The sequence below is a fragment of the Klebsiella sp. 2-CIP_Kleb. genome (assembly GCF_050378715.1).
Taxonomy (GTDB): domain Bacteria; phylum Pseudomonadota; class Gammaproteobacteria; order Enterobacterales; family Enterobacteriaceae; genus Klebsiella; species Klebsiella quasipneumoniae.
In genome coordinates, this window is the sequence record NZ_JBNRLG010000001.1 from 1,577,706 (window position 1) to 1,595,271 (window position 17,566).

The 17,566-nt window shown below is 60.8% G+C and carries 14 protein-coding genes; 3 read left to right on the plus strand and 11 right to left on the minus strand.

Features of this window, described 5'->3' with window-relative positions; genetic code table 11:
- Nucleotides 1–30 precede the first annotated feature (30 nt).
- Together pbpC and ACQUTP_RS07645 are read right to left on the minus strand one after the other, a co-directional pair.
- The gene (gene pbpC, locus ACQUTP_RS07640) at nucleotides 31–2,355 is read right to left on the minus strand and encodes a peptidoglycan glycosyltransferase PbpC (protein ID WP_109882551.1); all 2,325 of its coding nucleotides are present in this window, start codon (nucleotides 2,353–2,355) and stop codon (nucleotides 31–33) included.
- Nucleotides 2,356–7,305 carry an alpha-2-macroglobulin family protein gene (locus ACQUTP_RS07645; RefSeq protein WP_109882552.1) on the minus strand — a complete coding sequence of 1,650 codons (4,950 nt, stop codon included), beginning with the start codon at nucleotides 7,303–7,305 and terminating at the stop codon, nucleotides 2,356–2,358.
- 206 nt (nucleotides 7,306–7,511) lie between these two features.
- Between ACQUTP_RS07645 and sseA the strand changes: the two genes are divergently transcribed.
- The 3 genes from sseA (at nucleotide 7,512) to ACQUTP_RS07660 (ending at nucleotide 10,127) form a co-directional block, all read left to right on the plus strand.
- Nucleotides 7,512–8,369: a 3-mercaptopyruvate sulfurtransferase gene (sseA, locus tag ACQUTP_RS07650; RefSeq protein ID WP_043520136.1), complete on the plus strand. Its 858-nt coding sequence runs from the start codon at nucleotides 7,512–7,514 to the stop codon at nucleotides 8,367–8,369.
- Nucleotides 8,370–8,532: 163 nt separating this feature from the next.
- A complete protein-coding gene (locus ACQUTP_RS07655; protein ID WP_043520429.1) occupies nucleotides 8,533–9,183 on the plus strand; it encodes a DUF5066 family protein in 651 nt (216 codons plus the stop codon).
- A 101-nt stretch (nucleotides 9,184–9,284) separates the two neighbouring features.
- Entirely contained in the window at nucleotides 9,285–10,127 is an 843-nt protein-coding gene (locus ACQUTP_RS07660) for a hypothetical protein (protein WP_109882553.1), read from the plus strand.
- A gap of 66 nt (nucleotides 10,128–10,193) precedes the next feature.
- Here the strand turns inward: ACQUTP_RS07660 and sseB are convergent, their stop codons facing one another.
- The 9 genes from sseB to iscS form a co-directional block, all read right to left on the minus strand.
- Nucleotides 10,194–10,970 (minus strand): enhanced serine sensitivity protein SseB, encoded by a 777-nt coding sequence (gene sseB / locus ACQUTP_RS07665; RefSeq protein WP_004201877.1) that lies wholly within the window; start codon nucleotides 10,968–10,970, stop codon nucleotides 10,194–10,196.
- Nucleotides 10,971–11,066: 96 nt separating this feature from the next.
- Entirely contained in the window at nucleotides 11,067–12,353 is a 1,287-nt protein-coding gene (gene pepB / locus ACQUTP_RS07670; RefSeq protein WP_428902365.1) for an aminopeptidase PepB, read from the minus strand.
- Between the two features lie 107 nt (nucleotides 12,354–12,460).
- Nucleotides 12,461–12,661, minus strand: a complete 201-nt coding sequence (gene iscX, locus ACQUTP_RS07675) for a Fe-S cluster assembly protein IscX (RefSeq protein ID WP_002913954.1) — start codon at nucleotides 12,659–12,661, stop codon at nucleotides 12,461–12,463.
- Between the two features lies 1 nt (nucleotide 12,662).
- The gene (gene fdx, locus ACQUTP_RS07680; protein ID WP_004201872.1) at nucleotides 12,663–12,998 is read right to left on the minus strand and encodes an ISC system 2Fe-2S type ferredoxin; all 336 of its coding nucleotides are present in this window, start codon (nucleotides 12,996–12,998) and stop codon (nucleotides 12,663–12,665) included.
- Nucleotide 12,999: 1 nt separating this feature from the next.
- Nucleotides 13,000–14,850: a Fe-S protein assembly chaperone HscA gene (hscA, locus tag ACQUTP_RS07685; RefSeq protein ID WP_004201870.1), complete on the minus strand. Its 1,851-nt coding sequence runs from the start codon at nucleotides 14,848–14,850 to the stop codon at nucleotides 13,000–13,002.
- Between the two features lie 15 nt (nucleotides 14,851–14,865).
- Complete coding sequence (gene hscB, locus ACQUTP_RS07690; RefSeq protein WP_004201868.1) at nucleotides 14,866–15,381, minus strand: co-chaperone HscB; 516 nt, start codon at nucleotides 15,379–15,381, stop codon at nucleotides 14,866–14,868.
- A gap of 74 nt (nucleotides 15,382–15,455) precedes the next feature.
- A complete protein-coding gene (gene iscA / locus ACQUTP_RS07695; RefSeq protein WP_002913979.1) occupies nucleotides 15,456–15,779 on the minus strand; it encodes an iron-sulfur cluster assembly protein IscA in 324 nt (107 codons plus the stop codon).
- 17 nt (nucleotides 15,780–15,796) lie between these two features.
- Nucleotides 15,797–16,183: a Fe-S cluster assembly scaffold IscU gene (gene iscU / locus ACQUTP_RS07700; protein ID WP_002913991.1), complete on the minus strand. Its 387-nt coding sequence runs from the start codon at nucleotides 16,181–16,183 to the stop codon at nucleotides 15,797–15,799.
- Nucleotides 16,184–16,209: 26 nt separating this feature from the next.
- Nucleotides 16,210–17,424, minus strand: coding sequence for a cysteine desulfurase (gene iscS / locus ACQUTP_RS07705; RefSeq protein ID WP_017900428.1), 1,215 nt, complete (start codon nucleotides 17,422–17,424; stop codon nucleotides 16,210–16,212).
- Between the last annotated feature and the right edge of the window lie 142 nt (nucleotides 17,425–17,566).

The window sequence follows — 17,566 nt, forward strand, 5'->3', positions numbered from 1 at the left end:
CACAAACCGCCAACAACAAATTTACCCTGGTTATTGCAGGGTGAAACGCGCGGCCGCCGTTTGCCCTGCCTCATCCATCACCACCAGCTGCCACTCGCCGGGCTTATCCAGGGTTAGCGTGGTTCTCGCGCCGGCGGCATCTATCGGCTGGCCGTTGATAAACCACCAGCGCCGCCCTTCCCCACCGCTGGTTTGCAGGGGCAACATCACCCGCGCCTCGCCCGGCAGACGTTTAATCACCGCCCCCTCGCGGACCCCGGAGAGCACCAGCGGTGCGACATCCTGAGTTTGCAGCGGCGGACATGCCCTTGATGCCGGCCCCAGACGCGCGGCGCGACGCTCACCCGGCGGTAGCCAGGGCTCCAGCGGCAGCGGCCAAACCTCAACCACCGTTTCGCGCGCCCCGGGACAATCCGCCGCCACCCGTTCGCCGTGTTCATTACGCCACACCGGGAAGCGGATCCCGCGCACGCCCTCCTGCCCCGGCAGCAGCAGGGTCGGTGGCTGGATGTCTTCCAGCAGCCAGCTGGCCAGGCGACGACGGCAGTTGCTGTCGCCCGCCGGCAGCGCCTGGCCGCCGGGCCAGCAGAGCGTCCCGCGGCTGACCGTAGCCGGGCGCGGATCGACCGGCAGGCCGCCGCGGCTCATCGCCGGGCGGGCGAGCAGCAGATTATTGACCTGATTGAGCAACGGCACCGCGCTGGCGAAACCAAACTGCCCCACCACCGGCGTACCGTCCGGACGCCCGGTCCAGATGCCTATCAGATAACGCGCATTGAGACCCACCGCCCATGCATCGCGATACCCGTAGCTGGTGCCGGTCTTCCAGGCCAGCGGCGCCACTTGCGGGAGTGAGGCATCGGGAACCGGTTGCGCTTCGCCGGCCAGGATGCGCCGGACGATCCACGCCGCCCCCGGGGATAGCAGCGCCCTTTCCACCAGCGGGTCTCCGGGCTTCATGCGCAGCCGCGCCGCCTTCCCGTGGCGGGCAAAGGCGCTGTATGCCGCGACGATATCTTCCAGCCTCGCCCCGGCGCCGCCGAGGATCAACGACAGATTTGGCTCGGCGCCGGCGGGCAGCATCAGGGGCAACCCGGCATTGCGCAAATTCGCCGCGAAACGTTTGGGCCCGTAGGCTTCAAGCACCTGGACCGCCGGTAGATTCAGGGAGCGCACCAGCGCCTCGCTGGCGCTCACCGGGCCGTGAAAGCCGCTGTCAAAGTTACCGGGGCGATAATCGCTAAAGCGCCGCGGCACATCCTGCAATAACGACGACGGATGAATCAGCCCCTCATCCATCGCCAGCGCATAAATGAAGGGTTTCAACACCGACCCCGGCGAACGGACCGCCGACGCCATATCAATGTGGCCAAAGCGGCTGTCGTCCGTAATATCCGCCGAACCCACCCAGCCGCGGACTTTCATATCCGTGTGATCGACCACGACCATCGCCAGCGAACTGCGCGGCGGCAGGCGCGATTTCCAGTTCAGCGCCAGATCCTCAAGCTGCCGCTGGAGTCCGGCATCGAGGGTCGTCACCACCTTTTCATCACCACTGCTCGCCAGCGCCCGACGGGCGAAGAGCGGCGCCAGCTGCGGCATCTGGCGCGGAAACAGCCACACCGGCTCCTCCATCGCCTCCTTTACCGCCTGCTCCGGCCAGACGCCCTGACTGACCATACGCGCAAGCACTTTATCGCGCGCCGCCTGGGCCCGCTGCGGCCAGCGGTCCGGACGTAAACGGCTGGGCGCCTGGGGCAGCACTGCCAGCAGCGCCGCCTCGCCGTAGCTAAGCCTGGCAGGCGGCTTCCCGAGATAGGCCCAGCTGGCCGCGCCGATACCCTGCAGGGTGCCGCCAAACGGCGCGCGGTTCAAATAGAGGGTCAGAATGTCGCTTTTTGACAGATGCCACTCCAGCTGCAGCGCACGCCATAGCTGGCGCAGCTTGCCGCCGAAAGTGCGGGGGTGGGGATCGAGCAGGCGCGCCACCTGCATGGTAAGCGTGCTGCCGCCGGAAATGACCCGCCCGGAGGTAAGATCCTGCCAGGCGGCGCGCACTACAGCGAAGGGATTGACCCCCGGATGGCGCCAGAACCAGCGGTCTTCATACTGGATGAGCGCCTGAAGATAACGCGGCGACACGTCGGCGAGAGTGACCGGATAACGCCAGACGCCCTGCGCGTCGGCAAACCGCCACAGCGGCGTCCCGTCTTCCGCCACCACCACGCGGGCGGGCGTAACGTCCCGCAGCGGCAGCGGCCACAGGCGATCGGCCGCCAGCACCGCCAGCCACAGCAGAAAGATAAACGCCGCCAGCCCGCGCCAGCAGCGTTTTACCCGAGGCAATACGCGCATTTACGGCGTCACGGTGAGCGGGCCGCTGGCCGCTCCGGTCGCCCGCCACTGCGGCACATACATCGATTCCACCTGCGGCTGCGGGACCTGATAAGTGCCCGGCGTCACTGCTCGCGCCAGATAGACCAGCGTCACCGGCTGACCTTCATTGACCGCGACTGCGGCGACGAAGCGGTCATCGCGGAACTCGATATGCTGAATATCCGCCTGCTGCATCTGGTTAAGCAGGTTTTGCACCGCTTCGCCATTCTCCTGCAGGCTGGCGCTGCTGTTGGCCAAATTCTGGTTTTCCAGCTCCAGACCGGCTGGCAACAGATCAACCACCAGCGCGTCAGGCACGTTGCGTTTGGCGGTCACCTCCAGCTTGACGAGTACCAGTTCGCCGCTGCGCAGTGATGACAGCGATTTCTGCTGTCCCTGGGTATCGAAAATAGTTCGTTCAATCCCCAGGACGTTACCGCCCGGCTGCGGCGCGCTTTGCGGATAGCCGCTGCTGTCGAGGCGCAGCCACAGCGGCTGGCTGCCGGTGTTGCTCACCTGCAGTGCCGCCAGCCGATCGCCGTCGAGGTTGCGGGTTTGCGCTTTGTCGCCGGTCAGCGGCTCTGCCTGCAGCGAGGTTTGCGCCTGCCAGCTGCCCGGCAGGTCGGCCAGCGTCCGTCCGGCAAGGAACAGGGCGTTGGTTTCCTGGGTCGACAGCCAGCGCTGGCCATAGGCCTCTTCCGACAGCGTGCTCAAAAGCTGATTTTGCACCTCCGGCAGCAGCTTATTCTCTTCCAGCAGCGCCAGCTTCAGGGCGTCATCGCGAAGCGGGCTACCGTAATCGCCCAGCCAGCGTTTCTCATCCTGACGCGGGGTGGCAACCGCCAGCTTCAGCGCGGCGTCGCCGCGCGGCGCATCGCCCATGGTTTTCAGCGCGATGCCGAGCTGCAACAGCGGCAAGCCGGATCGCGCCTGGTCGTGACGGCTCCAGATTTCACGCAAGGCGCCGAGGGGGGCTTTTTGCTGACGCGCCAGCACCAGCGCGGCATAGGCCTGAGCGGCAAAGCGGCTGGCCTGGGCGTCGTCGCTGTAGCGTACGGTCATCAGCCCCGGCTCCTGCAGGTAGCGCAGCAGGCGTTCATTGCCTTTATTGATAGCGTTGACCGGCACGCTGTAACCCTGCTCGCCGGCGCGAACGAGGAAATCCATGGCGTAAGCGGTCAGCCAGTACTCTTCCGGCCCCTCTTTATCCCATAGCGCAAAGCCGCCGTTTTCCAGCTGCATCTGCAGCAGGCGCGAGATGCCGACATCAATTGCCGCGCGGCGTTTTTCGTCGCTATCGCCGCTGATGCCCAGCGCCTTTAGCTGCGCCGCGCTGGTATACAGGGACGGGAACAGACCGCTGGCGGTCTGCTCAAGGCAGCCGTAAGGATAGGCTTTCAGATCGCGGATATAACGCGCGAGATTCAGCGGCGGCTTGCCGCTGAGCAGCAGCTGGCCCTGCAGCGTCTGCGGGGCGAAACCTGCCGATTGTGCCGCTGGCGCCTGCCAGCTTTCGCCGGGCTGCAGCACGGCGCCGCTGTTGACGGTCTGCGCCGGGAACGCCGGACGAACGCCGATTTTCCACTGTTTCTGCAGCGGGGCGAAGGTTTCCCCCGGCAGGCTCAGGCCGCTGATCGTGGCGTTCACCTGGCCATCGCCGAAGCCCGCCAGCGCGCTCACCGGCACAAACAGCGTGCTGCGTGCCCCCGGCGCCAGCTGCACCGGCGGCAGTTGACCCTCGGTCAAGGACACCAGCCCGCTGGCGGCAAGATGCACCTGCAGGGTTTGCGGTTTATCGGTCAGGTTGCTGAGATCCAGCGCCAGACGCGTAGTGTCGCCGCTGGCGAGGAAGCGCGGAGTGTTCAGCTCGGCGATGACCGGGGCGGCCACCACCACTTTATCTTCGCTGCTGCCAAAGTCATTCGCCGTCCAGGCCTGAGCCATCACCCGCAGTTCGCCGTTAAAATCACCGATCGGTAGCGTCACCGTCCCTTCGCCCTGATCGTTCAGCACCACCGGCTGCGCTTGTTGGGCGATGATGGTCACATGATTAACCGGCGGTTTACCGCCACGTTTTAACTCGTCGCCATCGCCGCCGAAGCGCAGGCTGGCCACACGTCCCTGTCCTTCAATGACCTGGCCGTAAATATCATAGATATCCGCCCCATAACGTTTCTGGCCAAAGAAGGCGTTCCACGGATCCGGGGTGGCGTAATCGGTAATATTCAGCACCCCGCTATCGACCGCCGAGAGCAGAACGTTCACCTGTTTCGGCGCCTCGCCCTCTTTGACGCTGGCTTTCACTTTCACCGTCAGCGGCTGGTTGGGGCGCATTTTATCCGGGGCCTCCAGCGCCAGCGTCAGGCGACGGTTTTCATCGCCCAGCGGCAGATGCAGCAGGCCCACCGCGCGTTTCGGCGTCGCCGAGCGGGATTTATCGCCAGGACGAACCACCAGCGTGCTGAGGTAGAGGTCGTGGCGATTCCAGGCTTTATCCACCGGGATCGACAGGTCCATCCCCTCGGCAGGTACGTCAATCTCCTGCCACCACAGCGGCCCTTCGCTGGATTCCACCATCGCGTAGCCTTTACCCGCCGCCGGAGCAGCAATGTGCAGCCTGATGGTGTCACCCGGCTTATAGCTCGGTTTATCCAGCTTCATGGTGACCCGGTCCGGACGCGCTGCGCCGGTGCCTTCGCTGTTATCCTGCCAGCTGTAGCCCGCCCAGAAGCGCACGCTGCTGACGACATCGTCCGGTCCTTTCACCTCCAGGCGATAGGAGCCCCACTCTACCGGAAAGCTCACTTTACCGATCTGGCCGGCCTGCAAATCCAGCGACTCCTCGCCCTCCTGCAGATCTTTTTGATCGAACTGCGACTGCCAGCCTTCGCTGTCGGACCAGTTCCAGTAATAATCGCGGCGCTCGCGGATCAGCCGTACCTGCAGGCCGGAAACGGCTTTTTTCTCGCCTTTGGCGTCGGCATAGACGATATCAAACGCGGCGTTGCTGTTTTCATCCACCACCGGCTGCTTCACCGTGGTGTCAGTGCGGTAGTCGTAAACGTCCTTCAGGGTAAATTGCGGGCGGATCCCCGGCAGCGCCTCGGCAGGCCAGATCGGCTGCATAACCGTACGGGTGACCGGACGTCCGCCGGACTCCAGCAGGCTCGCCTGCAACACCACCTGCAGCGGCGAATGGCTATCCTGCCACTGGCTTGAGGTGGTCACTTCACCATGGCCGTTTTCATCCAGCGTCAGCTGGACTTCATCAAGGCTGCGGGAGAGATTCTCTTCCGCGATATCGCCGAACTGGAAGCCCGGCAGAGCGGCGACGGCGTCGCGCAGCGGGCGCAGGAACAGTTTGCCCTGCAGCTGGTTGCCGCTGGCCGGCGCGCCGTAGAGATAAGCGCCGCTGACGCCAAAGGCGACATCGGCATTCGGCGTGACAGGCGCCGCCTGCGGCGTCAGCTTCAGCGCCATGCGTTCCGGCATGAAGTCTTCGACGTGGAAATCCCATTCGCGGGGCTGATTGTCGCCGGTGCTGGCGCGAATGTGCCACATGCCGGTGGCCGCGCCGCTGTCGAGCGGATAAGTAAACTGGTACAGGCCGTTAACCGGCTTGCTCATCACCGAGCGGATCACCTGGCCATCCGGCTGGACCACCTCCAGCTTCACCGGCTGTTCCGCCAGCGGCTTGCCGTCGCTATCGCGCAACAGCGCATTGAGGATCACCGTTTCGCCCGGACGATAGAGATCCCGTGGGCCAAACATAAAGAACTGTTTACTGAAGCCAGGCGCGCCGGCAATGGAGAACTCCGCCAGATCCAACGCCGGCAGTTTGAGGTCAAGGAGCGTGGTCTGCCCCTCTTTGCGCGCCAGCAGCAGCGCGGCTTCTTTATCGGTTTGCAGGGTGACGTGGCCCTGGCTATCGCTTTTCGCCTGCGCCAGGGTCTGCCCTTTGGCGTTGAGCAGCTGGACGTCGATACCAGACTGGGCGGCGCCGTTTTCCAGGCTCTGGGTAAAGACGTCCAGCCGGTTGTGGTAACGATGCGCCGACACGCCGATGTCGCTAAGGGTAAACAGCGTCGCCGCGTTGCTGTAGCTATAATGACCCGCCGGGTTCATGACCGCCACGTAGACGCCAGGCTGCTGGAGCGGCTTGATGTCGCTCAGCGGCAGCAGCAGCTTTTCGCGGGTATTGCGCGCCGGATTGAGGTCAAAGCGGCCGCTGTATACCAGATCGGCCATCTTCAGCAGCTCGTCGGATTCCCAGTTGCTTAATGAATTGCGGTATTCCCACTGACTGACGAAGGCCGAGAGCGATTCCGGCTTAATGCGGAAGAAGTTCACGTCGACGTTATCGACGTTCAGCGCCATCACCGGCAGCCCGGCGATCACGTTGCCCGGCAGCAGCGAGCCGCGGCTGGCAAACCCAACGCTTGGCGCGATATCACGGGTGGTCAGAGTCTTCTCGAATGGTTTATCGAGCGTCGCCTTGTTCAGGGCGACCAGCGTCGGGTCGACCGAGACAATCAGCTCGCGCTTTGGCTCCAGGTGACGCAGACGCAGCTCTTTGAGGTTCGGCGCCAGCTCCCAGGCGCCATCTACCTTACCGCTCTTCTTATCCACCAGGTGTACGCTGCGGGAGAAATCCTGGTCCGGCTGCAGCGGCACGGAAAAGGTTAGCACCAGGGTCGCGGCGCCATCCAGCTGCACCTCCGAGGCGTCGAGCAGCGTCAGCGCTTTGCCCTGACTTTTTTCCGCCAGCGCCGCCAGCTGGGCGCTGTCCGGTTTTGCCGCCGCGCCAGGGCCGCTATCGGCGGCCGGCGTCGGGGCCGTAGCCTGCGGTGCACCGCTGTCATCACACCCGGTTAATGAAAATGCGGTAAGGAGCGCCAGTGACAGCGCCGCTAAACGAAATGGTTTCATCCTTCTAACCCCTCGGCCGGTGGGCCTGATGCAAATTATCACTTTTTATTATGCGTTAAGGCGGCGCTTCTCAACAGTGATGACGCGGGTTTCTGCCGATTAATCAGAAAAGTGCCGTGACGTCGTCCCCACTCTGGCGTCCTTAACTTGTCAGCACCCGATAAAACGCCGACAATTCAGTCATGAATAGTAAAACGGAGGCACCTATGTCCACCTCGTTTTTTGTCGCCGCCGACTGGCTGGCGGAACATATTGATGACCCGGAGATCCAGATTATCGACGCCCGCATGGCGCCCGCCGGACAGGAGGCCCTGCGCGATATGGCCGCGGAGTACCGCGCCGGCCATGTGCCGAACGCGCTGTTTTTCGATATCGAGGCGCTGTCCGATCACACCAGCCCGCTGCCGCATATGATGCCGCGCGCCGAGGCGTTTGCCGTCGCCATGCGCGAACTGGGCGTTTGCAGCGATAAGCACCTCGTGGTTTATGACGAAGGCAATCTGTTTTCCGCGCCTCGCGCCTGGTGGATGCTGCGCGCCTTTGGCGTGGAGAAGGTGTCGATTCTGGCCGGTGGACTGGAGGGCTGGCGCCGCGACGAACTGCCGCTGGAACAAGGGGTGCCGGAGGTGGACGAAGGGGAATTCGACGTGCGCTTCGATCCTCAGCAAATTAAGCGCCTGACCGACGTGCTGCTGGTCAGCCATGAAGGGTCGGCGCAGATTGTCGATGCGCGTCCGGCGGCCCGGTTTAACGGCCAGGCTGACGAACCGCGCCCGGGCCTGCGGCGCGGGCATATCCCCGGCGCGCTTAACGTGCCGTGGACGGATCTGGTGATTAACGGCGAGCTGAAGACCGTCGACGAGCTGAACGACATCTTTTTGCGTCAGGGCGTCGATTTTGACCGGCCCATTATCGCCAGCTGCGGCTCCGGCGTGACGGCGGCGGTGGTGGTGCTGGCGCTCACCACGCTTGGCGTGAACGGCGTCTGCCTGTACGACGGCTCATGGAGCGAATGGGGGGCGCGCAGCGATCTGCCGATTGAACCGGCTCCTGCCGCTCAGTAAACGCCGCATGGCCGCGGGCCCCCGTTCCGCGGCCACTAAATAATTTCTGATTTTCCCCGCCTCTTTCTCCTGCCAGCCGCTAAACCGGTTACTCTGTGCTGCCGCAGGGCTTGCGCCTGCCGGGTTCGCTTTACTGCCGCCCACTATATAAGGAAATTGAATGATGGCTTTTTCATTACCGGATCTCATGGATGTCGTACACAAGCACAACCGCAATCCCACCCCAAAACCGATGCCCGTAGAGGAAGTGGATCGCCTGCGAGTACGGAAATACCGCGATCCGCAAAATAGCGAAACCGTGGCGCTTCCGGAAAGTTTGAAAGCGCTGCTGGCTTACGATTGCCAGCTGACAAGCCCCCACGGTCAACGGGTGCTGGAATCGGTTCTGGACGCCATTGATGAACATGGCGTCCTGCTTTCCGACTCGCTGGATGAAGATGCTTATTATATGAATGGCCTTGATATGATCGGGCTGGATATTGAAGAGCTGATGCCCGTCTGGAACGACGATCCGCGTCTTCCTGCCCTGATTCGCCTCTGCCATCCCGGGGATCAGCAGGTATTTATCTATGTCACCGAGCGTGATGAACAGGGTGAATATCCTGTCGTCCGCTTCGAGGGTAAAGAGAATGACCTTTGGCTGGCAGAATCGTCACTGATTGAATATCTGCAGGAGATTTTTGCCGGTGGAGAGGAGAGCCACGACGAATGGCAGCATCAGCAAGCCCTCAACCAGGCACGCGATGGCGCCTTGCTGGAGCTGGAATATCTTCATGAGGATCTTTACGCCAGGCTCGAAGGTTGCCCTGACTAATTCACCATCTCCCGCCGAAAGCGCGCTTAACGGGCGCCGTCGGGGCCAGCTCCAGGAGGGAGCGCTTAATCCCTAACCTAATGTCACCACAAGGAGTGAAAATGGCATTAGTCTCCAACCCACATTTTGCTTATTCCCCGCGCCTTCCCTGGCTGGGAGGCATCGCTGGCCTGCTGGTCGGCGGCGCGATCCTCTATTTTTGGCCGCAATGGAACCGAACATGGTTAAGCCTGGTTCCTGCGCCCGTTTCCGTCTATACCCGCTTTCTCGGCGTCACTTTGGCAGACGTCCCGCTGATCACCTATGGTCATCAGGCGCTGCTGGGTTTTCTGATGGTGCTGCTCGCGCCCGGTTATGGTAAATCGACGCTTGCCGCATGGATGATGCACAATCCGGCGTCAAGCCGCCGCTGGCCCGGCGAGGTACTCCGTGCCTGGGTGACGAAATTTGGCCTGCTGGTCATGGTCTTTTGCAATCTGTTCTTTTTGTCCCGGGTCGGATCCGGGACCCTGGCGTTATATATTTTTATTCTCCAGCACATCAGCGTTGCCGCGGCGGTGACATCAGGAGGGCTGCTGCTGCGTGACGCCCGACGTCTGGCCCGCACATTCGATGCTCAGCTGGCGGATCTGCGCCTTCTGATGCTCCTCACCCTCGGGTTCCAGACGATTTTGCCGGCGCAGATCGCGCTGATGAGCGCCCGGGGCGTGAATACGCCGCTGGGCTGGTATATTGTCAGCGCGCAGATGGTGGGGGTGTTACTGGCGTTTATGCTGGTCGCCGGGCTGGTAGCAGCGCTACGCTATCTGCTGGGAGAGGAAAGGTGCCGGGCCTGGCGCGGGGATATGGCGCTCTTCAACGGCATCGTCACGCTGTGCGTGGCGGGATTTCTGCTCTATCACATGGTGTCAGCCTATCCGCGAATCGTTGCCGCCCTGCATTAATCTTTACCAACCCGCTTTGGCATCGAGCTGAAAGTATAGCGAAACCGGGGGCTGGCGCCCCCGCTGTCAGATAATGCGGTTTTGTTTGAAATCGCGCAGGAAGCTGCCCCAGCGCTTTTCATAGAACGGCGTGATATGGGCAATCATAAAGTGGCTGATGCCCTTCTCGCCGTCTACCACCTGGCAAATATCGATCGGCTCATCGCCGGGCAGGGTATCGGTGGCCACGCTGCCGGTGGTCTGAATAATGGACTCGATATCCCCTTCCGCTTCAATGCCGATAAGCAGATTAGCAGGCGCGTCGGCGTGCTCTTTGATCGAGCACAGGAACGCCCGCTTGACGGTTTTCAGCGTTTTGAACAGCGTGGTCAGCGAATCCACCATCTGCGCCGGCGGCTCGGCGACTTCAGACAGCAGCAGCGCTTCGCCCCCCTCCAGCACCGTCTGGGTGCTGAGCGGGCTGCCCTCTTCCCCGAGCAGATGGCTGATTTCCCGCGGGGTGAATTCTTTACCGCTCGGCAGCTTCGGGTTGAGGAACAGCGATTCGCCGAGAGTCATCGCCATCAGCGTGCGGGCCGGCATCATCACGAAAGCCTGTTCGTCTTCCACCGCCTGCTGCAGAGCCTCCAGCGAAGTGAAGAACGGAATGACCGACGTGCCGTCATCTTTTTCCCAGTGCTGCAGATCCAGCGCGCTATCTTCGACAATCTGCTCGCCATCGGCTGCGCTGCCCGGTACCCAGACGGTGGCCTCAAGCAGCGCGCTGAAAAATGCCGGACGATGAGCGGGCTCGGTAGCCGCTTTTTCCAGCAGGGTTTCTAATTCGTTTTTGGTTTCGGACATAGTTTGGCTACTTCAAAAATCGCCCGGCGGCGCGACGTCCGCACGGGCCTGCGGATTTTCCAGGCCGGGTAAGCGTAGCGCTACCCGGCAAGGCCATTACTCAGCCGTCAGCAGATTGGCGATAGTACGTACGCCAAGCCCCGTCGCGCCCGCCGACCACTGCTCAACGGCCGATTTGCGGTAGGTTGCCGAACAGTCGATATGCAGCCAGCCCTGGTGGTAGTTTTCCACGAAGTGGGACAGGAAGCCCGCCGCGGTGCTGGCGCCGGCCGGATAGGCGGCGCTGCCGGTATTGTTCAGTTCCGCGAAGTTAGACGGCAGCTGATTACGGTGGAATTCGGCCAGCGGCAGACGCCAGAACGCTTCATTTTCCGCCTGGGCGCTCGCCAGCAGGCGATTCGCCAGCGCATCGTCAAAGCTGAACAGCGCGTGGTAGTCGTTGCCGAGGGCGGTTTTCGCCGCGCCGGTCAGGGTGGCGGCATCGACGATCAGCTCAGGCTTCTGCGCCGAAGCGTCAATCAGGCCATCCGCCAGCACCAGACGACCTTCGGCGTCGGTGTTCATCACTTCGACGGTTTTGCCGTTGCGATAATGAATAATATCGCCCAGTTTGAAAGCGTTGCCGCTGATCAGGTTGTCGGCGCAGCACAGATAGAGCTTCACGCGCTTATTCAGCCCGCGGGTAATGGCGAAAGCCAGAGCGCCGGTGACAGTCGCCGCGCCGCCCATATCAGACTTCATTGAATCCATAAAGGCGCTCTGTTTGATGCTGTAGCCGCCGGAATCAAAGGTGATGCCTTTACCTACCAGACAGGCGTATACCGGGGCTTCTTTATCGCCGGTCGGGTTATAGTCCAGCGCCAGCAGAACCGGCGGACGCTCGGAGCCGCGGCCGACGGTGTGCAGGCCGAGATAGCCCTGCTCACGCAGATCTTCGCCTTTGGTGATGCGATAGCTCATCTTTTCGCCCGCCACGCTGCACAGCAGGTCGACGGCGCGCTGCGCCAGCTGTTCCGGGCCCAGCTCTTCCGCCGGCGCATTGATGGTGTCGCGCACCCAGTCAATAATGGTCAGACGGTTATCCAGCTCGCTTTTCTGCACATCGTCCAGGGTCGGCCATTCAACTTTTCGGGTGCCTTTCGGGCCTTTATAGCCCGCCCAGAACGCCCACGCGCGGTCGGTGTTCCAGCCTTTGCCGCTTAACGCGACATGCTTGATGCCCATGCCGTCAATTTTACGCGCCGCGCGCTGAATCAAGCCCAGGTCGTCTTTACCGTTGAGATGCAGGGCAATGCCATCATTATTAATGCTGTAAGACGCCTTCTCTCCCCAGCGCGCATCGGCTGGCTGAGTGGAAAGCGTAATCTTCATGGCTTCGGTCATTATCATTATCCTTCTTAGCAAACGGGCCACCGTATGGCAGCCCGTAACGTTCTCTCGCTCGATGATTCATCCGACTTTATACCGCCGCATAAATCATGACGCGAAAATTATTCGGCTTCGTCTAACCAGACTAACAGAATCGCCTCGAGAATTTTTTCATTGGATGCGTTCGGATCATCATCAAACTCTTCCAGATCGCAAATCCACTGATGCATGTCGGTAAAGCGAACGGTTTTTGGGTCGAGGTCAGGGTAAGCGTCATACAGCGCTTCGCCGATTTCACGACTGTCGGTCCATTTCAGTGCCATATTAGTGCTCGCGTGCGTGGTTGATGGTGTAACGCGGGATCTCAACGACCAGATCTTCGTCGGTGACGCGCGCCTGGCAGCTCAGGCGGCTGTCAGGCTCCAGTCCCCAGGCTTTATCCAGCATATCGTCTTCATCTTCGGTACTTTCCGCCAGCGAGTCAAAGCCTTCACGCACGATGCAGTGGCAGGTGGTGCAGGCACAGGATTTTTCGCAAGCGTGTTCAATCTCGATGCCGCTACGCAGCGCCGCATCCAGAATAGTCTCACCGGTCTCAGCTTCCACAACGATGCCATCCGGACACAGGTCCTGGTGGGGCAGAAATACAATTTTTGGCATTTTAAACCTCGTCCACGGATTGGCCTTTCAGCGCGATACGGACCGACTGATCCATACGGCGGGCGGCGAATTCCTGGGTTTGTGTGTCGATATTTTTAATCGCTTCTTTAATGGCGTCGGCGTCGTCGCCTGCCGCGGCGGCGCGTACCTGCTCCGCAGCAGCATCGATAGCCTGACGCTCCGCGGCGCTTAACAGCGCGGCGTCGGCGGCCAGCGCGCTTGTCAGGCTTTCCAGGACGCGTGCGGCTTCTACTTTCTGTTCAGCCAGCATGCGCGCCTGAATATCCTGTTCGGCGTAGCTCATCGAATCTTTAATCATGGTGGCGATTTCGCCATCGGTCAGACCGTAAGACGGTTTCACCTGAATAGAGGCTTCCACGCCGGTCGATTTTTCCATCGCCGTGACGCTCAGCAGGCCATCGGCATCCACCTGGAAGGTGACGCGAATATGCGCCCCGCCCGCCGGCAGCGCCGGGATACCGCGCAGCGCAAAGCGCGCCAGCGAACGGCAATCCTGCACCAGCTCACGCTCGCCCTGCATCACATGAATGGACATCGCCGTCTGGCCATCTTTGAAGGTGGTGAACTCCTGGGCGCGGGCCACCGGAATGGTGGTATTACGCGGGATCACTTTCTCCACCAGACCGCCCATGGTTTCCAGCCCTAACGACAGCGGGATAACGTCGAGCAGCAGCAGTTCGCTGTCCGGCTTGTTGCCGACCAGAATATCGGCCTGGATCGCCGCGCCAATGGCGACGACTTTGTCCGGGTCAATGGCGGTCAGCGGAGTGCGGCCGAAGAATTCGCCTACGCGCTCGCGCACCAGCGGCACGCGGGTCGAACCGCCGACCATCACCACTTCCAGCACCTCTTGCGCCTCAACGCCAGCGTCTTTCAACGCCCGGCGGCAGGCCATTAACGTGCGTTTTACCAGCGGGGCGATCAGATCGTTAAACTGGCTGCGAGTGATATCGCCCTGCCAGCCGCCGACCTCAACGTGCGCCACCTCGGCATCGCTAAGGGCAATTTTCGCCGCGATGGCGGCATCCAGCAGCTCACGCTGCAGGCGGTTGTCGCTACGGTCGCTGAAGCCTGCCTGCTCGCGCAGGTAGTCCGCCAGCAGATGATCGAAGTCATCGCCGCCGAGAGCGGAATCGCCGCCGGTAGCCAGCACTTCAAACACCCCGCGGCTTAAGCGCAGAATAGAGATATCGAAGGTGCCGCCGCCGAGATCGTAGACCGCAATCACCCCTTCCTGGCCGGAATCAAGGCCATAGGCGATAGCCGCCGCGGTCGGTTCATTAAGCAGGCGCAGCACGTGCAGACCCGCCAGACGCGCCGCGTCTTTGGTCCCCTGACGCTGGGCGTCATCAAAATAAGCGGGAACGGTGATCACCACGCCGTCGAGCTCGCCGGCCAGCGCTTCAGTGGCCCGGGCAGCCAGCGCTTTCAGAATATCGGCGGAGACGCGAATCGGGTTCAGCAGGCCGCCGGCGGTCTGGATCATCGGCAGGCCGTTTTCACTGGCCTGCAGCTGATACGGCAGATGCGGATAGCGATGTTGGATATCGGCGAGGGAGCGCCCCATCATCCGTTTCACGGAGCTGATGGTGTTGGCGGGATCCTGGGCGGCGTTCAGCCGGGCGTCATAGCCGACGGTCAGCCCCGATGCGTGGTAGTTCACCACCGACGGCAGCAGATAGCGGCCTTGATGATCGGGCAGAGTCTCGGCCTGGCCGCTACGCACGGTAGCCACCAGAGAATTGGTGGTGCCCAGGTCGATACCGGCCGCCAGACGACGCTGGTGCGGCGCGGCGCTCAGGCCGGGCTCACTAATTTGTAATAAGGCCATAATTGCTTCCGAAAATTAAAAATCGAGCAGTTTTTCTTCGAGTTCTTCAGCACTGCTGCGCAGTTTATCGAGGAAACGGAGCTTACGCACCGTGTCCGCCGCCGCCTCCCAGCTCTCATTATGCAATTGGTCAACCATCAGCTGATGGCGGGTATCAAACAGCGCTTTCACTCGTTTGATAAAGCTTTCCAGCCGCGCTTCGTCTTTCGCCTGGCCGATCTCATCCAACTCTTCGCGCAGTTCCAGCTGTTCCATCAGGAACGCGGTATCGCGAACGGTATGCTGCTCGCTGGCCAGATCGAAGCCATGCAGCGAGAGGAGGTATTCTGCGCGGGTCAGGGGATGGCGCAGCGTCTGCCAGGCCTGGTTAATGGTGGCGGAATACTGAACCGCCGCAAGCTGCTCCGCAGCGGGCGCGCTGGCAAATTTATCCGGATGGTACTGGCGCTGCAGATCCTGATACCGGACAGCCAGTTGTTCAAGCGAGAGGGTATAGCTGGCTGGTAACCCGAAGAGGGTGAAATAGTCCATAGTAACCTCAGGGTCATGCATCTAAACGAAAACCCCACGCGCGGCGTGACCGCGGTGGGGTTGGGGTGTACCGATTATACGTTAAAGCTTTCGCCGCAGCCGCACTCATCTTTGACGTTCGGGTTGGTGAACTTAAACCCTTCGTTAAGGCCTTCTTTGACGAAGTCCAGCTGCGTGCCGTCGAGGAATTGCAGACTTTTGCCGTCGATCACGACCTTCACGCCTTTGTCTTCAAACACGGTGTCTTCAGCCGCCGGCTCGTCAACAAACTCCAGTACATAGGCCATACCTGAGCAGCCGGAGGTTCTCACGCCCAGGCGCAGGCCAAACCCTTTTCCGCGGTTTGCCAGGAAGGCATTGACTCGCGCTGCTGCACTGTCGCTAAGAGTAATCGACATAACAAAACCTCAACTAATTATTTTGCTTCACGTTTGCTTTTGTAATCCGCAATCGCGGCTTTAATCGCGTCTTCCGCCAGAATAGAGCAGTGAATTTTCACCGGCGGCAGTTCCAGTTCATCGGCGATATCGGTGTTCTTGATCGCCTGCGCTTCGTCCAGGGATTTACCCTTCACCCACTCGGTGACCAGGGAGCTGGAAGCGATAGCAGAACCACAGCCGTAGGTCTTGAAGCGCGCGTCTTCAATGATACCTTCATTGTTGACTTTAATCTGCAACTTCATCACGTCGCCGCAGGCCGGCGCGCCGACCATGCCGCTGCCGACGTTCTCGTCGCTGTTGTCAAAAGAGCCGACGTTGCGCGGGTTCTCGTAATGATCGATAACTTTTTCGCTGTATGCCATGATGAATTCTCCTTATTGGTGCCGAATTAGTGATGTGACCATTCAATACTGTTCAGATCCACGCCCTGTTTGAACATTTCCCACAGTGGAGAAAGCTCGCGCAGACGGCCAATGGATTTACGAATCAGGTTGATGGCGTAGTCAATCTCTTCTTCGGTAGTGAAACGACCTAAAGAGAAACGAATAGAACTGTGCGCCAGTTCATCAGTCATGCCTAACGCGCGCAGCACGTAGGATGGCTCAAGGCTCGCGGAAGTACAGGCTGAACCGGAGGAAACCGCCAGGTCTTTCAGCGCCATAATCAGCGACTCGCCTTCAACATAGTTGAAGCTGACGTTAAGAATGTTCGGCGCGCCCTGCTCAAGGTCGCCGTTGAGGTACACTTCTTCCATATCCTTCACGCCGTTCCACAGACGGTTGCGCAGCGTGCGCAGACGCGCCATCTCGCTTTCCATCTCTTCTTTGGCGATACGGTAAGCTTCACCCATGCCGACGATCTGGTGAACAGGCAGAGTACCGGAACGCATACCGCGCTCGTGGCCGCCGCCGTGGATTTGCGCTTCGATACGAATGCGCGGCTTACGACGCACGTACAGCGCGCCGATGCCTTTCGGACCGTAGATTTTGTGACCGGAGAAGGACATCAGGTCCACTTTCAGCTGGCTGAGATCGATAGGCAGCTTGCCCACGCTCTGGGTGGCGTCTACGTGGTAAATGATACCGCGGGCGCGACACATCTCGCCGATGGTAGCGATATCCTGCACCACGCCGATTTCGTTATTCACATGCATGATGGAAACCAGGATGGTATCGTCACGCATCGCCGCTTCCAGCTCTTTCAGATCGATAATCCCGTTGCTCTGCGGCGCCAGGTAGGTCACTTCGAAGCCTTCGCGCTCCAGCTGACGGCAGGTATCCAGAACCGCTTTATGCTCGGTTTTGCTGGTGATGATGTGCTTGCCTTTTTTCTGATAAAAGTTGGCAGCACCCTTGATCGCCAGGTTGTCGGATTCAGTCGCACCAGAGGTAAAGACGATTTCGCGCGGGTCGGCACCGACCAGCTCGGCAATCTGATTGCGGGCGATATCAACCGCCTCTTCAGCCTGCCAGCCAAAACGGTGGGAACGAGAGGCCGGGTTACCAAAGGTCCCGTCCATGGTCAGGAACTGCATCATTTTCTCGGCAACACGCGGGTCCACCGGCGTGGTTGCGGAGTAATCGAGGTAAATCGGTAATTTCATTGCTCTTAAACTCCGTACATCACTCAATGCAAGGAATCAGGCAACCGGCTTGATGTACGACCGAGTACACGGAATGTCGGAGCATCCCGGCCTGATTCTGAAAGCTCTTTATAATCGTTGTCCCGCCGTTTCGCGCTGCCTC

What these genes read in the sequence shown, in the direction of transcription:
- iscS (WP_017900428.1), bottom strand. Translation starts at nt 17,424, where the DNA reads ATGAAATTACCGATTTACCTCGATTACTCCGCAACCACGCCGGTGGAC.
- sseB (WP_004201877.1), bottom strand. Translation starts at nt 10,970, where the DNA reads ATGTCCGAAACCAAAAACGAATTAGAAACCCTGCTGGAAAAAGCGGCT.
- ACQUTP_RS07655 (WP_043520429.1), top strand. Translation starts at nt 8,533, where the DNA reads ATGGCTTTTTCATTACCGGATCTCATGGATGTCGTACACAAGCACAAC.
- fdx (WP_004201872.1), bottom strand. Translation starts at nt 12,998, where the DNA reads ATGCCAAAAATTGTATTTCTGCCCCACCAGGACCTGTGTCCGGATGGC.
- hscA (WP_004201870.1), bottom strand. Translation starts at nt 14,850, where the DNA reads ATGGCCTTATTACAAATTAGTGAGCCCGGCCTGAGCGCCGCGCCGCAC.
- ACQUTP_RS07660 (WP_109882553.1), top strand. Translation starts at nt 9,285, where the DNA reads ATGGCATTAGTCTCCAACCCACATTTTGCTTATTCCCCGCGCCTTCCC.
- pepB (WP_428902365.1), bottom strand. Translation starts at nt 12,353, where the DNA reads ATGACCGAAGCCATGAAGATTACGCTTTCCACTCAGCCAGCCGATGCG.
- hscB (WP_004201868.1), bottom strand. Translation starts at nt 15,381, where the DNA reads ATGGACTATTTCACCCTCTTCGGGTTACCAGCCAGCTATACCCTCTCG.
- iscX (WP_002913954.1), bottom strand. Translation starts at nt 12,661, where the DNA reads ATGGCACTGAAATGGACCGACAGTCGTGAAATCGGCGAAGCGCTGTAT.
- iscU (WP_002913991.1), bottom strand. Translation starts at nt 16,183, where the DNA reads ATGGCATACAGCGAAAAAGTTATCGATCATTACGAGAACCCGCGCAAC.
- sseA (WP_043520136.1), top strand. Translation starts at nt 7,512, where the DNA reads ATGTCCACCTCGTTTTTTGTCGCCGCCGACTGGCTGGCGGAACATATT.
- ACQUTP_RS07645 (WP_109882552.1), bottom strand. Translation starts at nt 7,305, where the DNA reads ATGAAACCATTTCGTTTAGCGGCGCTGTCACTGGCGCTCCTTACCGCA.
- pbpC (WP_109882551.1), bottom strand. Translation starts at nt 2,355, where the DNA reads ATGCGCGTATTGCCTCGGGTAAAACGCTGCTGGCGCGGGCTGGCGGCG.
- iscA (WP_002913979.1), bottom strand. Translation starts at nt 15,779, where the DNA reads ATGTCGATTACTCTTAGCGACAGTGCAGCAGCGCGAGTCAATGCCTTC.